Below are 17,532 nucleotides of genomic sequence, written 5' to 3' on the forward strand. Positions count from 1 at the left end.
GCATGGCTGCCATTGTCGCGCCAATGATGCAGCGCATTCATTGGGATTTGCACTTAGTGTAAGTGGATGACGCCGGCTCCGAGCGAGCCGCATACGTGCGAGATGCCCGCCGCGCAGGTCGGACGGGCATCTCATGCGGCTCGTGCTCAATCTAGTCTGTCACACCGCGGACATGGACCGCGTCGCGCAAGTTTGTGCCGCGAAGCTGCCGCCCACACGCGCACGGCGATCTTCACGGATCATGTCGCTGGCGCGCTCGGCGATCATCAGCGTGGGCGAATTGGTATTGCCCGAGGTGATGGTCGGCATGACAGATGCATCGACCACGCGCAGTCCGTCAACACCGATAACCCGTAGCCGGTTGTCGACGACGGCGCCGGGGTCGTCGGTCGTCCCCATGCGGCAGGTGCCGACTGGATGGAAGATGGTCGTGCCGACCGCGCCGGCAGCTTGCTGCAACTCCTCTTCGGTCTGGTACTGAATGCCCGGCAAAATCTCCTGCGGCCGGTAACGTGCGAGCGCGGGCGCCGCCGCGATGCGGCGCGTGAGACGCAGCGCGTTGGCGGCAACGTGCCGGTCGTAGTCGGTGGAGAGATAGTTCGGTGCGATCAAGGGCGGCGCTGAAGCATCAGCGGATTCGATGTGAATGCTGCCGCGCGAAGTGGGCCGCAACTGGCACACCGACGCCGTGAACGCATTGAACCGATGCAGCGGTTCGCCGAAGCGATCGAGCGAAAGCGGCTGGACGTGATATTCGAGGTCGGGCCGCGTGAGCGAGCGATCGCCCGGATCGGATTTGGCGAACGCGCCAAGTTGCGACGGCGACATCGACATCGGGCCGCTTTGAAAAAACGCGTACTGCATGCCGATCAGCAACTTGCCCCACCAATGCGCGGACGCTGTATTGAGCGTGCGCACGCCGTCGACTTTATAGGCCATGCGCAACTGCAAATGATCCTGCAGATTCTCGCCCACGCCACGCAGATCGTCGACGACCTCGATACCCAGATTCTGCAGACGCGCGCCATTGCCGATGCCGGAGAGTTCCAGCAATTGCGGTGAATTCACCGCGCCTGAACTGAGGATCACTTCGCAACGCGCCTTGGCCAGATAGTCCGTGTTGTCGCCGCGATATTCGACGCCTGTGCAACGGCGCCCTTCGAACACGACGCGTTGCGTGTACGCGCCGGTGATCACGGTGAGATTCGGCCGCTTGAGTGCGGGACGCAAAAACGCCTTCGATGCGTTCCAGCGAATGCCGCGTTTCTGATTCACGTCGAAATAGCCGACACCGGTGTTGTCGCCGCGGTTGAAATCGTCGGTGGCGGGAATGCCGGTCTCTTGCGCGGCGCGTGAAAACTCTTCGAGAATTTTCCATTTCAACCGCTGTTTTTCGACTCGCCATGGTCCGCCCGCGCCGTGCGATTCGCTGGCGCCGGCATGGTGATCTTCGCTGCGTTTGAAGACCGGCAACACTGAGTTCCATGACCAGGATGCGTCGTTCGTGACGCGCGCCCATTCATCGTAATCTTCGCGCTGACCGCGCATGTAGATCATGCCGTTGATGGAAGAACTGCCGCCCAAAACGCGTCCACGCGGATACGACAGCGCGCGGCCATTGAGGCCCGCTTCCGCCTGCGTTTTATAGAGCCAGTCCGTGCGCGGATTGCCGATGCAATAGAGGTAGCCGACCGGCACGTGAATCCAGTGGTAGTCGTCCTTGCCGCCGGCTTCAAGCAGCAATACCTGCACGTCGGGATCCTGGGTCAGGCGATTGGCCAGCACACAACCCGCTGTCCCCGCGCCCACGATGATGTAGTCGAATTCGCCTTCGAGGCGCCGGGTTGCGTGCGTCGTGTCGGTATAGCTCATTATTCAGTCTCCTAAGCTTTTTTGCCGATCAGTCGCATGGTTGTCATGCGACTGCGGCGTTAGGCTCTATTTGTTTTTTCTGCCTTCGACATGCGACGAGGAGCGCCGCCTGCCGAAGGCAACCGCCTGACTTTCACACTACTTGGCCACTGGCATCGTGAATTCAGCACCCTTGGCGATACTGTCGGGCCAGCGCTGCATGATGCTCTTGTAGCGCGTATAGAACCGTACGCCCTCCTCACCATACGCGTGATGATCGCCGAACAGCGACTTCTTCCAGCCGCCAAACGAATGCCACGCCATCGGCACGGGAATCGGCACGTTGATGCCCACCATGCCGATCTGAATCTGCCGCGAGAAAGCGCGAGCAACGCCGCCATCGGACGTAAACAGCGACACGCCGTTAGCAAACTCGTTGGCGTTGATCAGTTCCACCGCTGACGCAAAATCCGGCACGCGCACTACGCAGAGCACGGGTCCGAAAATCTCTTCGCGATAAATCTTCATGTCGGTCGAGACATTGTCGAACAAGGTGCCGCCGAGAAAGAAGCCCTTCTCATGGCCACTGACCTGATGGCCGCGCCCATCGACCACCAGCTTCGCGCCCGCCTCGACGCCCGAATCGATATAGCCGACCACTTTCTCGCGATGTACCGCGGTCACCAGCGGCCCCATCTCGGCATCTGATTCCATGCCGTTGAGAATCTTCAAACTCTTCACACGCGGCGTGAGTCGCTCGATCAGTTCGTCGGCGATATGACCCACTGCCACCGCCACCGAAATCGCCATGCAACGCTCGCCCGCCGAACCGTACGCCGCGCCGATCAAGGCATCCACCGCCTGGTCGAGATCCGCGTCCGGCATCACCACCAGATGATTCTTCGCTCCGCCCAATGCCTGCACGCGCTTGCCGTGCTTCGTGCCTTCCGTGTAGATGTATTCGGCAATCGGCGTCGAACCGACAAACGACAATGCGCTGACTTCCGGATGCACGAGCAATGCATCGACAGCGACCTTATCGCCGTGCACCACGTTGAAGACGCCGTCCGGCAAGCCGGCTTCCTTCAGCAATTCCGCGAGACGATTCGAACAGGACGGATCGCGCTCAGATGGCTTCAGCACGAACGTGTTGCCGCATGCAATCGCTACGGGGAACATCCAGCACGGCACCATCATCGGGAAGTTAAACGGCGTAATGCCTGCGACCACGCCGAGCGGCTGACGCAAATTCCAATTGTCAATGCCGCCGCCGATCTGATCGGTGAAGTCGGTCTTCAACAGATTCGGAATGCCGCACGCGAACTCGACGATCTCGATGCCGCGCATTACCTCGCCCTTCGCATCCGAAAACACCTTGCCGTGCTCGCGCGTGATCAGTTCCGCGAGTTCGTCGTGGTGACGGTCGAGCAGTTCCTTGAACTTGAACAGGACTCGCGCGCGCTTGATCGGCGCGGTTTCACTCCACGCGGGAAACGCGGCCTTGGCGGCGGCGACGGCCGCATCGACCTCGGCGACGCTCGCCAGCGGCACGCGCGCGCTCACGCTGCCTTGCGCGGGATTGAAGACGTCGCCGAAACGGCCGCTCGTGCCCTCGAACGTCTTGCCGTTGATGAAATGGGTCAGCGCGCGGGCGCTGGTCGCGCTGCGTTGGGTTTCGTCCTGATATGTCTCGCTCATGGTGTCCTCTTTCCTGTGAAGTCTTCCGCTCCGGCGTGCCCCGGGCGTGATAAAGGCGTGCTGAAGGTGAAGCGTACGGCGCTTCGGGCCGGGAAATCCAATGAGTAATGCTCAACTGCGCTATAAGGCGCGCTAATATCAGGATATGGATCTGACTCTGCTCCGGGCGTTCGTCACCGTGGCTCGCGAGGGCAACCTCACGCGTGCCGCCGTGCAACTGCACCTGACCCAACCTGCCGTCAGCCTGCAAATCAAGCATTTGCAGGAGACGCTCGGCGTCACGCTGTTCACGCGGACCTCGCACGGGCTCTCGCTCACGCGCGACGGACAAGCGCTGCTGCCTCACGCCGAACGCGCGCTCGGCGCGGCGAACGACGTGCAGCGGGCGGCGCAATCGCTGCGTCACGAAGTACGTGGACGACTGCGGATCGGCACCATCCTCGACCCGGCGTTTCTGCGCCTGGGCGGCTTTCTCAAACAGCTCGTGGAAAGCTGGCCGCACATCGAGACGGCTTTGCGCCACGGCATGTCGGGCTGGGTGCTGGAGCAGGTTCGCGCGGGCGAACTGGATGTCGGCTACTACATCGGCTTGCCGTCCGAAGACGAACCGCGCGACGGCCCAGCTTTTTACGCGCTCACGCTGACTCACTTCCAGTACCGCGTGCTCGCGCCGGCCGGCTGGAAAGACCGCGTGAAGGGCGCGCGCGACTGGCGTTCGCTCGCGGCGCTGCCGTGGATCTGGACGCCGCCCGCGTCGGCACATAACCGGCTGTTGACGCGCTGCTTCGACGAAGCCGGTGTGAAGCCGGTCAAGGTGGCGGAAGTGGACCAGGAGCCATCGATGCTCGATCTGGTCAAATCGGGCGTCGGTCTCACGCTCGCGCGCGACGCCACCGCGATCGCAGAAGCGCATGCGCATGCGTTGACCATCGTCGAAGGTGTTACCGTGCCGACTCAGCTCAGCTTTATCACGCTCGCGCAGCGCAAGGAGGAACCGGCGATTGCCGCGGCGTTGAAGCTGATCGAACAGCAGTGGGCGACTTGAGGATCGCGCGAATGGTTTTTGCGTGATGGCTCCGACAGCGCCGCCGAGTGCGCGATATGAGGCGCTCTCATGACAGCCGCAGCCCGTGTGACCATATCGCAAAAGGTAATCTGCGCGATCTGCTTACCCAGCGACCGCGGCCACTTGCCCCGCGCCTGAAACCACACCGTCACGCAGTTTTTGTTAGATTGAGGGTTCGCGCTCACGCGCCGGCTCTGCATCCTTTCCCGTTCCACCCGATTTGTCCTTCCCGGCAGCTTCGCCCCGGCAACACCGGAAGCCGCCGACCAATCCATCCTTCAACAGGAACCTGACATGGCACGCAACATTGAAATCAAAGCCCGCGCCCAGCATTTCGAGCAACTCCGCGAACGCGCGGCGCAGCTCGCGCCGGACGCACCGCTGATCTTCCGCCAGCAGGATTTTTTCTACGACGTGCCGCGCGGCCGTCTGAAGCTGCGCCAGTTCGACGACGGCACGCCGGCCGAGCTGATCTTTTATCAGCGCGACGACCGCGACGGTCCGAAGGCGTCGTATTACACGCGCAGCCCGGTGACCAATCCGGAGGCCATGCACGCGTTGCTCGCCACCGCGCTGACCACGCGCGGCATCGTCACCAAGGAACGGCATGTGTATCTGACCGGGCGTACGCGGATCCATCTGGATCGGGTGGACGGTCTAGGCGACTTTATCGAACTCGAAGTGCTGCTCGCCCAGGACGACGACGAAGAAGGCGGCCACGCCGAAGCGCATGCGATGTTCGCCACACTCGGCGTGCCGGAATCGGATCTGGTGGCCGTGGCCTACGTCGATTTGCTGAGCCCGGACAGCGAGCCGAAGCAAGCGGCATAAGACTGACGCAATCCAGGGTCGCGGGCGGCGGCGTCAGCGCGACCGGGGCCGCATCAAGGTGCGGCTGTTCCTGGCGACAGATGCCCCAGCGGCAACGGGCCGTTGCGCTTGAACGTGGTGAGCACGATATTCGAGCGTACGCTGTCGACGCCCGGCACACGCATCAGCTTCTTCATCACGAACGTCGACAGATAATTCAGATCGGGCGCGACGATGCGCAACAGATAGTCGGCGTCGCCCACCACGGCATGACATTCCAGCACTTCAGGCAGCACATCGATCTGCTGCTGAAACTGCTCGATGATCGAATCGCCGTGGTGCTTCAATTTCAGACTGGTAAACGCGGTGACGCCGAGTCCGAGTTTTTCCGGCCGGAGCACGACGCGATAGCCGTCCACCACCCCCACCTGTTCCAGCCGCTGCAAACGCCGTCCGATCTGCGACGGCGACAGCGGAACCTGTTCCGCTAATTGCTGATGCGTTGCACGGCCGAAGCGTTGAAGCACGTCCAGCAGCGCGAGATCGAAGTGATCCAGTTCCAACATGTCGAATATCCGCATTGAAAGGCTTATTGATGCAGGATTATTGCATAACTAGTCCGTAAATTGCCTCTATTGCGCCCAGTCCGCACTCCTGCCGCTCTACACTTGCATTTCCGATACACACCAGCCATCGCTGTAGAGCGCAGCATCATGTCCACCGCCAACACCGCCAAACTGAAAGAGCAATTCCACGCCGGCCTCGAAACCCGCGCTGATTTCACGATCGATCAACCAACCGAGCGCTATGGCGCCGTCGACCACGCGGTATGGCAACAGCTTTACGCGCGCCAGACCGCGCTGCTCAAAGGGCGCGTCTGCGACGAGTTTCTGGCGGGCATCGACACCATCGGCATGCCGCCCGACCGCGTGCCCTCGTTCGACGAAATCAACGCGAAGCTCGCCCCCGCTACGGGCTGGGAGATCGTCGCCGTGCCGGGCCTCGTGCCGGACCAAGTGTTCTTCGAGCATCTGGCGAATCGCCGCTTTCCCGTGACGTGGTGGATGCGCCGGCCGGATCAGCTCGACTATCTGCAGGAACCAGACTGTTTTCACGATCTGTTCGGCCACGTGCCGCTGCTGATCAACCCCGTATTCGCGGACTACATGCACGCATACGGCCGCGCCGCGCTCGCTGCCCATGACGCCGGTGCGCTGCCGCTACTCGCGCGTCTCTATTGGTACACAGTGGAGTTCGGGCTGATCCGCGACGCGGCGAGTCCGAACGGCGTGAAGATCTATGGCGCGGGCATCGTGTCGAGCAAGGGCGAAACGCTCTACAGCCAGCAGAGCGCCGCGCCGAACCGTCTCGGCTTCGGTCTCGAACGCGTGATGCGAACGCGCTACCGCATCGACACGTTCCAGAAAACCTACTTCGTGATCGACGACTTCGCGCAGTTATTCAAGGTGGCGCAAACCGATTTCGCGCCACTGCTGGCAAAGCTCGTCGCCGAACCGGCGCTCGCTGCGGGCGACGTGCTCGAGCACGATCGCGTCATCACGCGCGGCTCGCAGGAAGGCTGGCTGGCCGACGGTGATATCTGAAAATCAAGGCCGACTGCGGGCAGACGTCATCCGTGAAAAAATAGGGATGCGCCCGCCCGCCGGCGTGCCTGTCCAGATCCAACGAGGTAGCACCATGATTCAGAAACTGACCTCCGAACAACGCGCTACGCAGCTCGCCGGCTTGCACGGTTGGCAAGCCGTGGCAGACCGCGACGCGATCCAGCGCCAGTTCAAATTCGCCGACTTCAACGAAGCATTCGGCTTCATGACGCGCGTGGCGATCAAGGCGCAGGAAATGGATCACCACCCGGAATGGTTCAACGTCTACAACAAGGTGGAGATCACGCTGTCCACGCATGACGCCGGCGGCCTGACCGAGCGCGACATCAAACTGGCGACGTTTATCGACAGTATTACCGCGTAATACAGACGAACTAATGCGTCTCAGGCGTGTTGATGCGTCGAACATCGGGTAGTTCGGCAGCAATGAAAGGGCATTGCAGGTAATCCCTTGTCCAAACCTTCAGTTCTACAGGCTATTCTTAAGGTGCACGTAAGAATCCCACGCTTGCCTGGCAATCCCGTCTAAACGATCCGGTGATAGCGTGTGCTGACGCTGTACAATCATCAGCGCATACGGCTTGGAGAGCGCGCTTGCCTCCTTGCACAGAACGAGTTCGTCGCCGCTCGAAGGTGAGCGGGCGCGCCAGAAGTTGATCGCGGCTTCCAGTTCGTGAATGCTGATCTCGGACATGACTTCGTGATTGCTCTCAGGAAACGCCGGGTGGTCGAAAGTTTTCCTGGCCCTTCGGGAGACTGGTGCGATGTGACAAGGTTGAGAAGCGCCCGGTTGGCGTTTCGAGGCCGCTCAATGCCTGCTTCGTGGCCGCTTCGTGCCAGTTCGGTACGGCCACGCCGCACGCTGCCTGTGCAGCAGGCGCCCTGGCGAACCGCTTGCCCAAACGCCTAACCCATTGTACTTGAGCGAAATCCATGCGACTCCTTCTGATCGAAGATGACCGCCCCATCGCACGCGGCATCCAAAGCAGTCTCGAACAAGCCGGCTTCACCGTCGACATGGTCCACGACGGCATTTTCGCCGAGCAGGCCCTCACGCAAAATCGCCATGAGCTGGTGATCCTCGATCTGGGTCTGCCCGGCATCGACGGCATGACGCTGCTCTCGCGCTTCCGTCAGAGCAATCGTCACACGCCGGTGATCATCCTCACCGCGCGCGACGAGCTGAACGACCGCGTGCAAGGCCTGAATTCCGGCGCCGACGACTACATGCTGAAGCCGTTCGAGCCCACCGAACTCGAAGCGCGCATCCGTGCGGTGATGCGCCGCAGCGGTCCGCACGGCGACATGCCGCGTCCGGAAGTGTCGCTGGGCGGTGTGCGCCTGTCGGGCGTCGATCGCCGCATTTTCAACGACGACAAGCCGCTCGAACTCTCGCCGCGTGAATTCGCGGTGCTCGAAATGCTGCTGCTGCGTCATGGCCGCGTGGTCAGCAAGGCGCAACTGCAAGACCATCTGACGCATTTCGGCGGCGATCTCGGCGACACCGCGATCGAGGTCTACGTGCACCGGGTGCGTAAAAAGCTCGAAAGCTGCCGTGTCGAGATCGTCACGGTGCGCGGCTTCGGTTATCTGTTGCAGGAAATCCGTCAGGCCGCATAATCGTCAAGAAGGCCGCACGCTTTGCTGCGGCCTGACGGCGCCGGGCCGGCGCCGCGCACCCGGTGCGCACTTCGCCGGCATCCGGCGACATTTCGCGGTGCTTGCGCCGTTGCTCCTTTCCCGCGCGTTCGAACATGCCTCAGCCGGCCGCCAATAGTCTGCGCCGCACGCTGCTGCGGCGCCTCGCTGCTCCCCTTTCGCTGCTCGCGCTCATGAGCGGCCTGATCGCTTACTGGCTGGCGTGGCAGTACACGCAGCACGTGGTCGACCGTTCGCTCGCCGATCTCGCCACCGCCATCTCCAAACAGATACAGATTGCCGGCCCGAATGCGCGCATCACGGTGCCGCCGCTCGCGCAGGCCATGTTCTCGGACCCCGTCGAACACCTCGTCTACCGGATCAGCACGGGCGAAACCGAAATTGCCGGTGATCACAATCTTCCGCTGCAAGGCACGAGCGTGCGGCGCATGCATTACGCGTACGTATTCGAAACGCAGCATCAAGGCGTGACAGTGCGAGTGGCGCAGGTCCGGGTCGATCAGCCAACAGGCAATCCGATCGTCGTCGAAGTCGGTCAGCCGGTGCATCACCGGTTTCGCATCGCCGCCGAGTTTCTCGTTGCGATCATGATGCCGCTGCTGTTGCTGCTGCTGGCGGGATGGGTGATCGTGTGGCGCGTGGTGAACCAGCAGCTCAATCCGCTCACCGATCTCGCCGATTCGCTGAACCGGCAAACTCACACGTCGCTCGAACCGGTCGACGAAACCTATGTACCGGTGGAAATTCGCCCGCTCACTGGCGCGCTGAACGCGCTGCTCGGTCGCCTGAAAACGGCGCTCGACGGTCAGCGCAAATTTATCGCCGACGCCGCGCATCAACTGCGCACGCCACTCACCGCCGTCAAGTTGCATGCGGAACAGGCAGCGGTCGCGCGCGATCCACAGCAAACCCTGGCCGCCGTGCGTGAACTGCGTGCCGCGGCGGATCGCGCGGTGCGGCTGTCCAACCAACTGCTCTCGCTCGCACGCGCCGAGCCGGGCGAACAGGCGGCTCGCTTCGTCAACGTGGACATGGCCGCGCTCGCGTTCGACACGGGCGCCGAATGGGTGCCGCGTGCGTTGACGTTCCACGTCGACCTCGGTTTCCAGCGTCTGGACGACCCCAGCAACGGCCATCCGCTGATGGCGCGCGGCAATCCCGTGCTGCTGCACGAGGTGATCGCCAATCTGCTCGATAACGCGCTCAAATATGTGCCGCCGTCGCGCTTCGATGGCGGCCGCATCACCGTGACGGTCTCTCAAACGGCGATCGACGAAGTACGCATGGCGGAGATCATCGTCGAAGACAACGGGCCGGGCGTGCCGCACAACCAGCAGGCCGATCTCTTCAAGCGGTTCTTCCGCGGCGACGGTCAGAGCGACGCCGGCGTGGATGGCGGCGCCGGTCTCGGCCTTGCGATCGTCCACGACATCATGGTGCTGCATCACGGCAGCGTGCATTACGAGGACGCCCCGGAAGGCGGCGCACGTTTCATCGTGCGTATTCCGCTCGTGCCGATCAGCGTGGAGAGCGACGTGGAAACCGTTGAACCGAGGCGCCCGGCAAAAAAATCGGCGCACTCGGCGCCGGTGGATATCTGACTGTCTGGACAGCTCGACGGGCGTCTGAGTCGATCGCCAACGTGATCGATTCAGACAGCCCGCAGATCATTTCTTCTTCGCTTTCTTCGCTGAAGTCTTGCCTTTGCCGGCCGACTTCTGGGACTTGCCCGCACCCTTCTCCTTCTCCGGCGGCGCCAGCATCGTGCCGCGGCACTTACGCGCGCCGCAACGGCATTCATATTCCTTCTTGAGCTTCTTGGTCTGACGCGCGTCGATCACGAGGCCGTAATCGTAAAAGAGTTCTTCGCCTTCCGCGATATCGCGCAACGCGTGCACGTACACGTGACCGTCGATTTCTTCGGCTTCGCAGTTCGGCGCGCAGGAATGGTTGATCCAGCGCGCGCTATTGCCGTCCACTTTGCCGTCGATGACCTTGCCGCTGTCGAGCGCGAAATAGAACGTGTGATTCGGTTCGGCCGGATTATGCGGATGCCGGCGCAATGCTTCTTTCCAAGAGATCCGCTCGCCTTTGTATTCGATCAGGCGCTCGCCGGCCGCAATCGGTTCGAGGGCAAACACGCCTTTGCCGTGCACACCCGAACGGCGCACGGCGATCCTGCGTGAACTCATTGAATGAATCCTTGTGAAGAACTGGGGGTGAAGTTTGGCAGCCGTCGAAAATGCCCGCGTCTCGCGCGCTGCTTTTTTCTGACGCGGATAGCAAACGCGGCGCCTTGCGAGCGCCGCGTCGACCTGCGACGCACGTGCGCCACAACCGGCATCCTACACGGTGAAGACGGCTTCGTTCAACCGTCAAAAAGACGCGCGCTGACGCCGGCTTGCCAACTTCACCGTTGTCCGAACGAAATGTCGCCGAACAATGCCTTTTGCTCGCGCGGTTGCGAACGCCAATACTGCGGCGGCGCTTCGACCGTCGCGCCGAGCTGCGCCGCGGCGTGCCACGGCCAACGCGGGTTGTACAGCAGCGCGCGGGCCAGCGCGATCAGATCGGCGTCGCCGGCTTCGATCAGTTGCTCGGCATGCAACGGGTCGGTGATGAGGCCCACGCCGATGGTCGTGAGGCCGGTGGCTTCCTTGACCGCCTTGGCAAACGGGATCTGATAACCCGGTTCAAGCGGAATCTTCTGCAACGGCGAGACACCGCCGGAGGACACGTCAATCCAGTCGCAGCCGCGCTTTTTCAGCTCCTGCGCGAACGCGATCGTGTCTTCGAGCGTCCAGCCGCCTTCGACCCAGTCGGTCGCGGAGACACGCACGCCGACCGGTTTGTCGGCGGGAAAGGCAGCGCGCACGATATCGAAGATTTCAAGCGGAAAGCGCATGCGGTTTTCAAGCGAGCCGCCGTAGTCGTCGTCGCGCTGATTGGCGATCGGCGAGAGGAATTGATGCAGCAGATAGCCGTGCGCAGCATGCACTTCCAGTCCGTCGACACCAAGCCGCGCGGCACGGCGAGCCGACGCCGCGAATGCTTCGCGGATACGGTTCAACCCAGACGTGTCGAGCGCCAGCGGCGGCTCTTCGCCGGCCTTGTGCGGCAACGCGGACGGCGCGTGCGGCAGCCATCCGCCTTGCGACACCGGAATCAGCTGGCCGCCTTCCCACGGCGCGTGGCTCGACGCCTTGCGCCCGGCGTGCGACAACTGCATCGTGACCTTGATGTGCGAATGCTTGCGGATCGCGGCCAGCACAGGCACGAGCGCGGCTTCGGTCACATCGTCCCACAGGCCGAGATCGCCTGGTGTAATGCGGCCGTCCGGCTCGACCGAGGTCGCCTCGATGCACAGCATGCCGGCACCGGACAACGCCATGCTGCCGAGATGGATCATGTGCCACGCGGTTGCCTCGCCACGGTCGGCGGAATACTGGCACATCGGGGACACGACGATACGATTGGGAAGCGTCACGCTACGCAGCGTGAGCGGAGAAAAAAGCGCGCTCATGGATTACGCCCAGTAGAAACCCGAGAGCGATCGAGCATAGCACCGCAAGTGATTTAGTGCTGGCTTGGCACTTTTCAGGCCTTTACGGTGTCGCCTCGACCTGATCGAGCCATTCGCCGAACATCCGTCGCGCGGCGGCTTCGAGCGCAGGACCGAACTTCGCGGTCTCGGCCCGCAACTGGCGCGCGTCGATGCCGTGGCCAACCAGCTCTCCGGCGTTGCCGATCAGCCAGGGCTCGAAGCGATCGGTACGAATCTCCGGATGACATTGCAGACCCAGCACATGATTGCCCCAGGCGAACGCCTGGTTTTCGCAAGCCGGCGTGGACGCAAGACGCGTTGCGTTGTCAGGCAGATCGAAGGTGTCGCCATGCCAATGCAGCATGGAAGTGTGCGCGCCATCCAGATGGCGGACCGGCGAAGCGCGGCCGGCGTCGGTTAGCGTCAGCGAGGACCAGCCGAGTTCGGTTTGACTTGCGGGATAGACGCGAGCGCCAAGGGCGCGCGCGATCAACTGAGCGCCGAGGCAGATGCCGAGAGTCGGCAAACCCGCAGCGATGCGTTTCTCGATCATGGACAGCAACGGCACGAGCGTCGGATAAAGCGCGTCGTCGGTTGCGCTGATCGGACCGCCGAGCACCACCATCAGCGATGCGGAAACCGGATTCGGCGCTTCGATGCGGGCAAAGCCCACGTCGAGATAGCGGACCGGGCGCCCGCGCTCGCCGAGCACCAGCTCAAGACTGCCCAGATCCTCGAAGTGCACGTGGCGAATGGCCAGAACTTCGCGATTCATCGGCCTGTCCCACCTTCAGGTTGACTAAAGACTTGCCGCCACGCGGCACCAGTCGGCTGACGGGCGGCAAACGTCGCCCGTCGAAGCCGGCTTGGCAGTGTAGCGGATTGTCCCGGAAGAAGCCGCCTTATTGGGCGAAGATCTTCCAGGTCTTCTTCTGGGTGGCGACGTCGGCCATCTCATACACCGAGCAGTCGAGGCGCAGATCCGTATCCGACATGTTCAGGTCGAGCAACGCGCAATGATGCGGCGTCTTCTTCGGGTTCTTGCTCGGCTCGAAGTGCGTGCAGCTCAGGCACATGCGGTGCGGCGGAATCGTGCCTTGCGCTTCCAGCTGATGAACGGTCTTGAGCAGCGTGCGATAGAACACCGCCTGCTCGTCGTCGCGCAGCGTGCCGACCGCCTTGGCCAGGAAGTCCGGCCACTGCGCGGCGCGCTTCGCGGCCGTACGGCCACGCGCCGTCAGGCGGACCGCGAGGGCACGGCCGTCGTCGAGGGCACGGCGCTTTTCGACCAGCCCCTTGGTTTCGAGCGTGCTGACTGCATCGCTGGTCGTCGCGGCGGTGAGCGCCGTTTCACGGGCAATTTCGCCGAGACGCATCGGGCCTTTGCGTTGCATCAGCAAGACCAGAATTTCGCCCTGGGTCGGCGTCAGGCCAGCGCCCTCCGCCCATTCCCAAGCCTGGCTCCGCATTGCCGTGCTCAATCGCAATAGGCTGTGGGTCACCCGCCCGGTCGCCTGTTCTCCGTATACGCCTTCGCTCATAATCTTCAATTGTTCATTTACAGCTTTCGTACGATGCCGGCGAACTATCCGCCGACCGCGCCCGTAGCCTGTGTGGGGTAGCCTCGCCCAACTGCGGCAAGACGGTTTTCTACTATCTCAAAAATTTACCGCCTTGCAAGGCAAGGCCGCGAAAACGACATTCTATGCGAGAGCGGCGAATCGTACAGCTAACTTATCCAACACAAGCTGTGGATAACCAGGGGAAAACTCAGGGATAGCTTGTGCGCCGATTCTTGATAAGCACCCGAGCTGGTCCGCCTGTCACAAAGTTGTCCTCGTATACCGACGCCAACGCGCTCTCGACCAGTTCAGTTATGGTTTACGCAGCGCATTGACTTTGCAGGGAATTATTCAGTTGTCCACAGGCAGATGCAATGCTTGTTAACTACTACTACGTTTGTATACGTTAACGGTCTAAAAACCTAAGACACGCCGAGCTGGAAAATAATTTATTGAAAAAAAACCCGCTCGAAGCGGGTTTCCTTACGACTTCACGCAGCCCATGCCGCCTTCGGTCAAGCCCGCCACTGCAAACACTGCTGCCTGACCGCTTCATGCAAAGACTTTTCCCGTTCGACCACACCGCGTAACCAGGTTGCATCATTCACCTGACCGCGAGCAATCGCGCCGATTTCGGCAAGCGCATTGCCCGAACCCAACGCTTCGGCGTGCGGAGCAATCAGGTCCAATGTTTCGAGAATGTCTTCTGAAATCGTCTTGCGCTCGCCCGTCTGCGGATTGATGCAGGTACCGGCCAGACCGAAGCGGCATGCTTCGAAACGATTGAACGTGTAGACGAGGTAATCGTCTTCTTGCGGCGCAATCGGTTTGTCGAGCAACAGATGCCGGGCCAGCGTCTGGATGTAGCACGCAATCGCCGCGGCGCGATCCACCGACAACGGCGTGTCCATCACACGAACTTCGATCGTGCCGAAACCCGGCTTCGGACGAATGTCCCAGTAGAAATCTTTCATGCTGTTGACGACGCCGGTGTGGACCATCTTCGAGAAATATTCCTCGAAGCTGTCCCACGTCAGCACGAACGGCGCGCGGCCCGACAGCGGGAACGCGAACACGGAATTCAGTCGTGCCGAATGAAAACCCGTATCGACACCCTGCACGAACGGCGAAGACGCGGACAACGCGATGAAATGCGGAATGAAGCGCGACATCGAATGCAGCAGATAGAGCGCGCTGTTCGGATCCGGGCAGCCGATATGCACGTGCTGGCCGAACACCGTGAATTGCTTGGCGAGATAGCCGTACAACTCGGACAGGTACTGAAACCGCGGCGTATCGACGATCTGCCGCTCGCTCCATTGCTGGAACGCATGCGTGCCGCCACCGCACAAGCCGACGTTCAAATGATCCGCCGCGGAAACCAGTGTGTCGCGAATTTTGCGCAAGTCGGTGACGGCCTGCTCGTGTGTCGTGCAAATGCCGGTCGACAGCTCGATCATGCTTTCGGTGATTTCCGGCGTGATGTTGCCGGGGATCTTTTCGTCCTTGATGAGGCGCAGCAGATCCGAGCCGGCTTTGGTCAGATCATAGTCATGGGTATTGACGATCTGCATCTCGAGTTCGACACCGAATGTGAACGGTTTCGAATCGATGAAGGGTTCGAGTGACATGGCGTCCCCTGAGTCAGGTCGGCCGGGTGTGAGTCACATGCCCGGCCGTTTTTGAATCGAATATAAGTTGGAAAAAGCGTGTACAAACATCGAGCTTCGAGCAGCGCAACGCGCTCGTTAGTTCGCGCTTGCTATTCGCGCCGCTCAGCGACCAGCGCCAGGCTGCGATAGACGAGCCACGGCCCGAGAATCTGCAGCACGAAAATAGAACACATCACGATCGCGCGCAGTTGCGGGTCGAAGTTCGGATACAGGTTGTAGGTGTCGTCGACGAGCAGATACGCGAGCGCCGACATGGGCGATAAGGACAGACCGAGCGCCATCCCCTGCTTCCAGTTCAAGCCGCTCGGCTTGGCGAACGCCAGCACACCAACCAGCTTCGCCACAAGGCGCGCAACAATCAGACCCAGAGCCGCGACGCCGCCGAGCGCGATGTCTTTCCATTCGAACGAGGTCAACGTCAGCACGAACAGAATCACGGTCAACAACCAGCCGGCCGTGCCGAAGTGCTCCGGCCATAACTGCGGACGTGCTTCATGATTCTTCACGATGATGCCCGCGGCCAGCAGCGCAAGAATGGTCGACAGCTTGAACAGATGCGCAATCGCGATGGCCAGCAGCACGAGGCCGAACAGCGCGACGAACGAGTGCTCGTCCTGCATGTTCAAACGTCGATAAAAGAATGTGCAGGTACGTGCGAGCAGATACGCGAGCACCAGCGAGCCGACCAGCAGATAAAGCGGTTGCAGGATGGTCGCGAATACGTTGCCGTACATCTCCTGATGCAGCCAGCTCGACACGAGCTTTTCGATCACCACGGCATACATGCTGTTCAGCGCGGTCAAAGTCAACAGACGCTGGGTGACCTGCCCTTCCGCGCGCAATTCGGTTTTCAGCTGAATCACCATGGCCGGCGACGTCGCCATGGCGATTGCGGCGAGCACCGTTGCCACCATCAGCGGCACGTTCAGGAACAGCAGGACCGGCAACACGAGAGCGAAAGTCAGCGTAGCTTCGGCGACGCTCGACAAAATCAACCAAGGATTGCGACGAATCCAGCGCAAATCGAGCCGGCTGCCGAGTTCGAACAGCAGCAAACCGAGCGCGACATCGAGCAGCGGCCGCGCGGCGCTCGCGGAATCCGCGTCGATCACGCCGGAACCGGCCGCACCGGCGATCAGGCCAATAACCGCATAGCCGGAAATGCGCGGTAAACGCCACGCGCGGTAGCACAGCTCGCCGCACAAGCCGGCAGCGAGCAATGCGAGACCAGCCCAAAAAATGGCGTCGGGTGAAAGCGGCCAGGCTGGAAAAAATGAAAACGCCGAATTCATCGTGATGGGTTCTCCTTAGCAGCAACGGCAGGCGACACGAACCGGCGCAAACACCGGCGAGCGGGTGGGCACATGAAGCGCTCACTGTCGCGATCGCTTCGCGTGACCAGCGTTGCGAGTTTTTCAACGATCGGATGATCTGAATGCGCGGCGGCAGCAAGGAACCTGACGCATTCGGGGTGCGGCCGTAGCAACCGGCACGGTGAAAGAGCGCCGTCGACTTTGAATCAGATTCTGATTGAGCGGCACCGTTCCTTTTGCTGCGTGTGCCGCTGTAGAGACAAGGCACGACGCGGAAAAGAACGGCGATTGTGCCATAGCTTTTTCAGCCTTGACCGAAAAGGCGCGAACACGCAGGCAAAACGGTAAAAACGTACGTTATCTCACAGGCATGAGGAAAAACCGACCGTTTTGAGCGCGAATTCGGCCGGTCAAAGGGCTAGTTTGAACGCTGCAGATGTGCTTTTCGGGACATCCGCCGAGGAAGTTTTCCAGTGGCTCTGGGACGGTCCGAGCTACGCCAATAGGCTCTCCTTCACCGACGGTCTTTCTGTTTACAGGTTTACTGTATGTATACGTAGTAACAGTTAACAAAGTGCCTCGTTTTCTGTGGATAACTCCTGTTTACCGAGTTGAATCATCGCCTTGCCGACGGCATAACCGGATGCACAGCATGTGCGGGAGCGGCGCGTATACGAGGGTAACTTTTGGCGATTTTCCGCGACGGCAGAGTTACCCCGTTTACGTCCACA

General features: G+C 61.3%; 16 protein-coding genes. 6 read left to right on the forward strand and 10 right to left on the reverse strand.

Going from position 1 to position 17,532, the window contains the following annotated elements:
* Nucleotides 1–159 precede the first annotated feature (159 nt).
* Nucleotides 160–1,872 (reverse strand): GMC family oxidoreductase, encoded by a 1,713-nt coding sequence (locus BPHYT_RS19495; protein ID WP_012434820.1) that lies wholly within the window; start codon nt 1,870–1,872, stop codon nt 160–162.
* 138 nt (nt 1,873–2,010) lie between these two features.
* A complete protein-coding gene (locus tag BPHYT_RS19500) occupies nt 2,011–3,549 on the reverse strand; it encodes a CoA-acylating methylmalonate-semialdehyde dehydrogenase (RefSeq protein WP_012434821.1) in 1,539 nt (512 codons plus the stop codon).
* Nucleotides 3,550–3,694: 145 nt separating this feature from the next.
* Here BPHYT_RS19500 and BPHYT_RS19505 point away from each other — a divergent pair, with 145 nt between their 5' ends.
* Both BPHYT_RS19505 and BPHYT_RS19510 read left to right on the forward strand, forming a co-directional pair.
* Nucleotides 3,695–4,594 carry a LysR family transcriptional regulator gene (locus BPHYT_RS19505; protein WP_012434822.1) on the forward strand — a complete coding sequence of 300 codons (900 nt, stop codon included), beginning with the start codon at nt 3,695–3,697 and terminating at the stop codon, nt 4,592–4,594.
* A 315-nt stretch (nt 4,595–4,909) separates the two neighbouring features.
* Nucleotides 4,910–5,446: a class IV adenylate cyclase gene (locus BPHYT_RS19510; protein ID WP_012434823.1), complete on the forward strand. Its 537-nt coding sequence runs from the start codon at nt 4,910–4,912 to the stop codon at nt 5,444–5,446.
* Nucleotides 5,447–5,499: 53 nt separating this feature from the next.
* Here BPHYT_RS19510 and BPHYT_RS19515 read toward each other — a convergent pair whose 3' ends face one another.
* On the reverse strand, nt 5,500–5,991 hold the full coding sequence (locus BPHYT_RS19515; protein ID WP_012434824.1) for an Lrp/AsnC family transcriptional regulator: 492 nt from the start codon (nt 5,989–5,991) through the stop codon (nt 5,500–5,502).
* 147 nt (nt 5,992–6,138) lie between these two features.
* Between BPHYT_RS19515 and phhA the strand changes: the two genes are divergently transcribed.
* On the forward strand, nt 6,139–7,029 hold the full coding sequence (gene phhA, locus BPHYT_RS19520; RefSeq protein WP_012434825.1) for a phenylalanine 4-monooxygenase: 891 nt from the start codon (nt 6,139–6,141) through the stop codon (nt 7,027–7,029).
* A 46-nt stretch (nt 7,030–7,075) separates the two neighbouring features.
* Entirely contained in the window at nt 7,076–7,414 is a 339-nt protein-coding gene (locus BPHYT_RS19525; protein ID WP_083772058.1) for a 4a-hydroxytetrahydrobiopterin dehydratase, read from the forward strand.
* A 105-nt stretch (nt 7,415–7,519) separates the two neighbouring features.
* Here the strand turns inward: BPHYT_RS19525 and BPHYT_RS19530 are convergent, their stop codons facing one another.
* The gene (locus tag BPHYT_RS19530; RefSeq protein ID WP_012434827.1) at nt 7,520–7,744 is read right to left on the reverse strand and encodes a DUF3717 domain-containing protein; all 225 of its coding nucleotides are present in this window, start codon (nt 7,742–7,744) and stop codon (nt 7,520–7,522) included.
* 239 nt (nt 7,745–7,983) lie between these two features.
* Between BPHYT_RS19530 and BPHYT_RS19535 the strand changes: the two genes are divergently transcribed.
* The gene (locus BPHYT_RS19535) at nt 7,984–8,670 is read left to right on the forward strand and encodes a response regulator (protein ID WP_007180058.1); all 687 of its coding nucleotides are present in this window, start codon (nt 7,984–7,986) and stop codon (nt 8,668–8,670) included.
* A 134-nt stretch (nt 8,671–8,804) separates the two neighbouring features.
* Nucleotides 8,805–10,310: a sensor histidine kinase gene (locus BPHYT_RS19540; RefSeq protein ID WP_012434828.1), complete on the forward strand. Its 1,506-nt coding sequence runs from the start codon at nt 8,805–8,807 to the stop codon at nt 10,308–10,310.
* Nucleotides 10,311–10,376: 66 nt separating this feature from the next.
* On the opposite strand, the gene BPHYT_RS19545 is transcribed toward BPHYT_RS19540, so the two are convergent.
* The 6 genes from BPHYT_RS19545 to BPHYT_RS19570 all read right to left on the reverse strand — a co-directional run bounded on the left by BPHYT_RS19545 (nt 10,377) and on the right by BPHYT_RS19570 (nt 16,780).
* Nucleotides 10,377–10,901, reverse strand: a complete 525-nt coding sequence (locus tag BPHYT_RS19545; RefSeq protein WP_012434829.1) for an SET domain-containing protein — start codon at nt 10,899–10,901, stop codon at nt 10,377–10,379.
* A gap of 218 nt (nt 10,902–11,119) precedes the next feature.
* A complete protein-coding gene (locus tag BPHYT_RS19550) occupies nt 11,120–12,232 on the reverse strand; it encodes an NADH:flavin oxidoreductase/NADH oxidase (RefSeq protein WP_012434830.1) in 1,113 nt (370 codons plus the stop codon).
* 82 nt (nt 12,233–12,314) lie between these two features.
* Nucleotides 12,315–13,028, reverse strand: coding sequence for a glutamine amidotransferase (locus tag BPHYT_RS19555; protein WP_012434831.1), 714 nt, complete (start codon nt 13,026–13,028; stop codon nt 12,315–12,317).
* A 127-nt stretch (nt 13,029–13,155) separates the two neighbouring features.
* Nucleotides 13,156–13,794, reverse strand: a complete 639-nt coding sequence (locus tag BPHYT_RS19560; protein WP_012434832.1) for a MarR family winged helix-turn-helix transcriptional regulator — start codon at nt 13,792–13,794, stop codon at nt 13,156–13,158.
* A gap of 536 nt (nt 13,795–14,330) precedes the next feature.
* A complete protein-coding gene (locus BPHYT_RS19565; protein ID WP_012434833.1) occupies nt 14,331–15,446 on the reverse strand; it encodes a YbdK family carboxylate-amine ligase in 1,116 nt (371 codons plus the stop codon).
* A 131-nt stretch (nt 15,447–15,577) separates the two neighbouring features.
* Nucleotides 15,578–16,780: a cation:proton antiporter gene (locus tag BPHYT_RS19570; RefSeq protein WP_012434834.1), complete on the reverse strand. Its 1,203-nt coding sequence runs from the start codon at nt 16,778–16,780 to the stop codon at nt 15,578–15,580.
* Nucleotides 16,781–17,532: the final 752 nt, after the last annotated feature.

The organism is Paraburkholderia phytofirmans PsJN, assembly GCF_000020125.1.
Taxonomy (GTDB): domain Bacteria; phylum Pseudomonadota; class Gammaproteobacteria; order Burkholderiales; family Burkholderiaceae; genus Paraburkholderia; species Paraburkholderia phytofirmans.

What these genes read in the sequence shown, in the direction of transcription:
- BPHYT_RS19495 (WP_012434820.1), bottom strand. Translation starts at nt 1,872, where the DNA reads ATGAGCTATACCGACACGACGCACGCAACCCGGCGCCTCGAAGGCGAA.
- BPHYT_RS19500 (WP_012434821.1), bottom strand. Translation starts at nt 3,549, where the DNA reads ATGAGCGAGACATATCAGGACGAAACCCAACGCAGCGCGACCAGCGCC.
- BPHYT_RS19505 (WP_012434822.1), top strand. Translation starts at nt 3,695, where the DNA reads ATGGATCTGACTCTGCTCCGGGCGTTCGTCACCGTGGCTCGCGAGGGC.
- BPHYT_RS19510 (WP_012434823.1), top strand. Translation starts at nt 4,910, where the DNA reads ATGGCACGCAACATTGAAATCAAAGCCCGCGCCCAGCATTTCGAGCAA.
- BPHYT_RS19515 (WP_012434824.1), bottom strand. Translation starts at nt 5,991, where the DNA reads ATGTTGGAACTGGATCACTTCGATCTCGCGCTGCTGGACGTGCTTCAA.
- phhA (WP_012434825.1), top strand. Translation starts at nt 6,139, where the DNA reads ATGTCCACCGCCAACACCGCCAAACTGAAAGAGCAATTCCACGCCGGC.
- BPHYT_RS19525 (WP_083772058.1), top strand. Translation starts at nt 7,076, where the DNA reads ATGCGCCCGCCCGCCGGCGTGCCTGTCCAGATCCAACGAGGTAGCACC.
- BPHYT_RS19530 (WP_012434827.1), bottom strand. Translation starts at nt 7,744, where the DNA reads ATGTCCGAGATCAGCATTCACGAACTGGAAGCCGCGATCAACTTCTGG.
- BPHYT_RS19535 (WP_007180058.1), top strand. Translation starts at nt 7,984, where the DNA reads ATGCGACTCCTTCTGATCGAAGATGACCGCCCCATCGCACGCGGCATC.
- BPHYT_RS19540 (WP_012434828.1), top strand. Translation starts at nt 8,805, where the DNA reads ATGCCTCAGCCGGCCGCCAATAGTCTGCGCCGCACGCTGCTGCGGCGC.
- BPHYT_RS19545 (WP_012434829.1), bottom strand. Translation starts at nt 10,901, where the DNA reads ATGAGTTCACGCAGGATCGCCGTGCGCCGTTCGGGTGTGCACGGCAAA.
- BPHYT_RS19550 (WP_012434830.1), bottom strand. Translation starts at nt 12,232, where the DNA reads ATGAGCGCGCTTTTTTCTCCGCTCACGCTGCGTAGCGTGACGCTTCCC.
- BPHYT_RS19555 (WP_012434831.1), bottom strand. Translation starts at nt 13,028, where the DNA reads ATGAATCGCGAAGTTCTGGCCATTCGCCACGTGCACTTCGAGGATCTG.
- BPHYT_RS19560 (WP_012434832.1), bottom strand. Translation starts at nt 13,794, where the DNA reads ATGAGCGAAGGCGTATACGGAGAACAGGCGACCGGGCGGGTGACCCAC.
- BPHYT_RS19565 (WP_012434833.1), bottom strand. Translation starts at nt 15,446, where the DNA reads ATGTCACTCGAACCCTTCATCGATTCGAAACCGTTCACATTCGGTGTC.
- BPHYT_RS19570 (WP_012434834.1), bottom strand. Translation starts at nt 16,780, where the DNA reads ATGAATTCGGCGTTTTCATTTTTTCCAGCCTGGCCGCTTTCACCCGAC.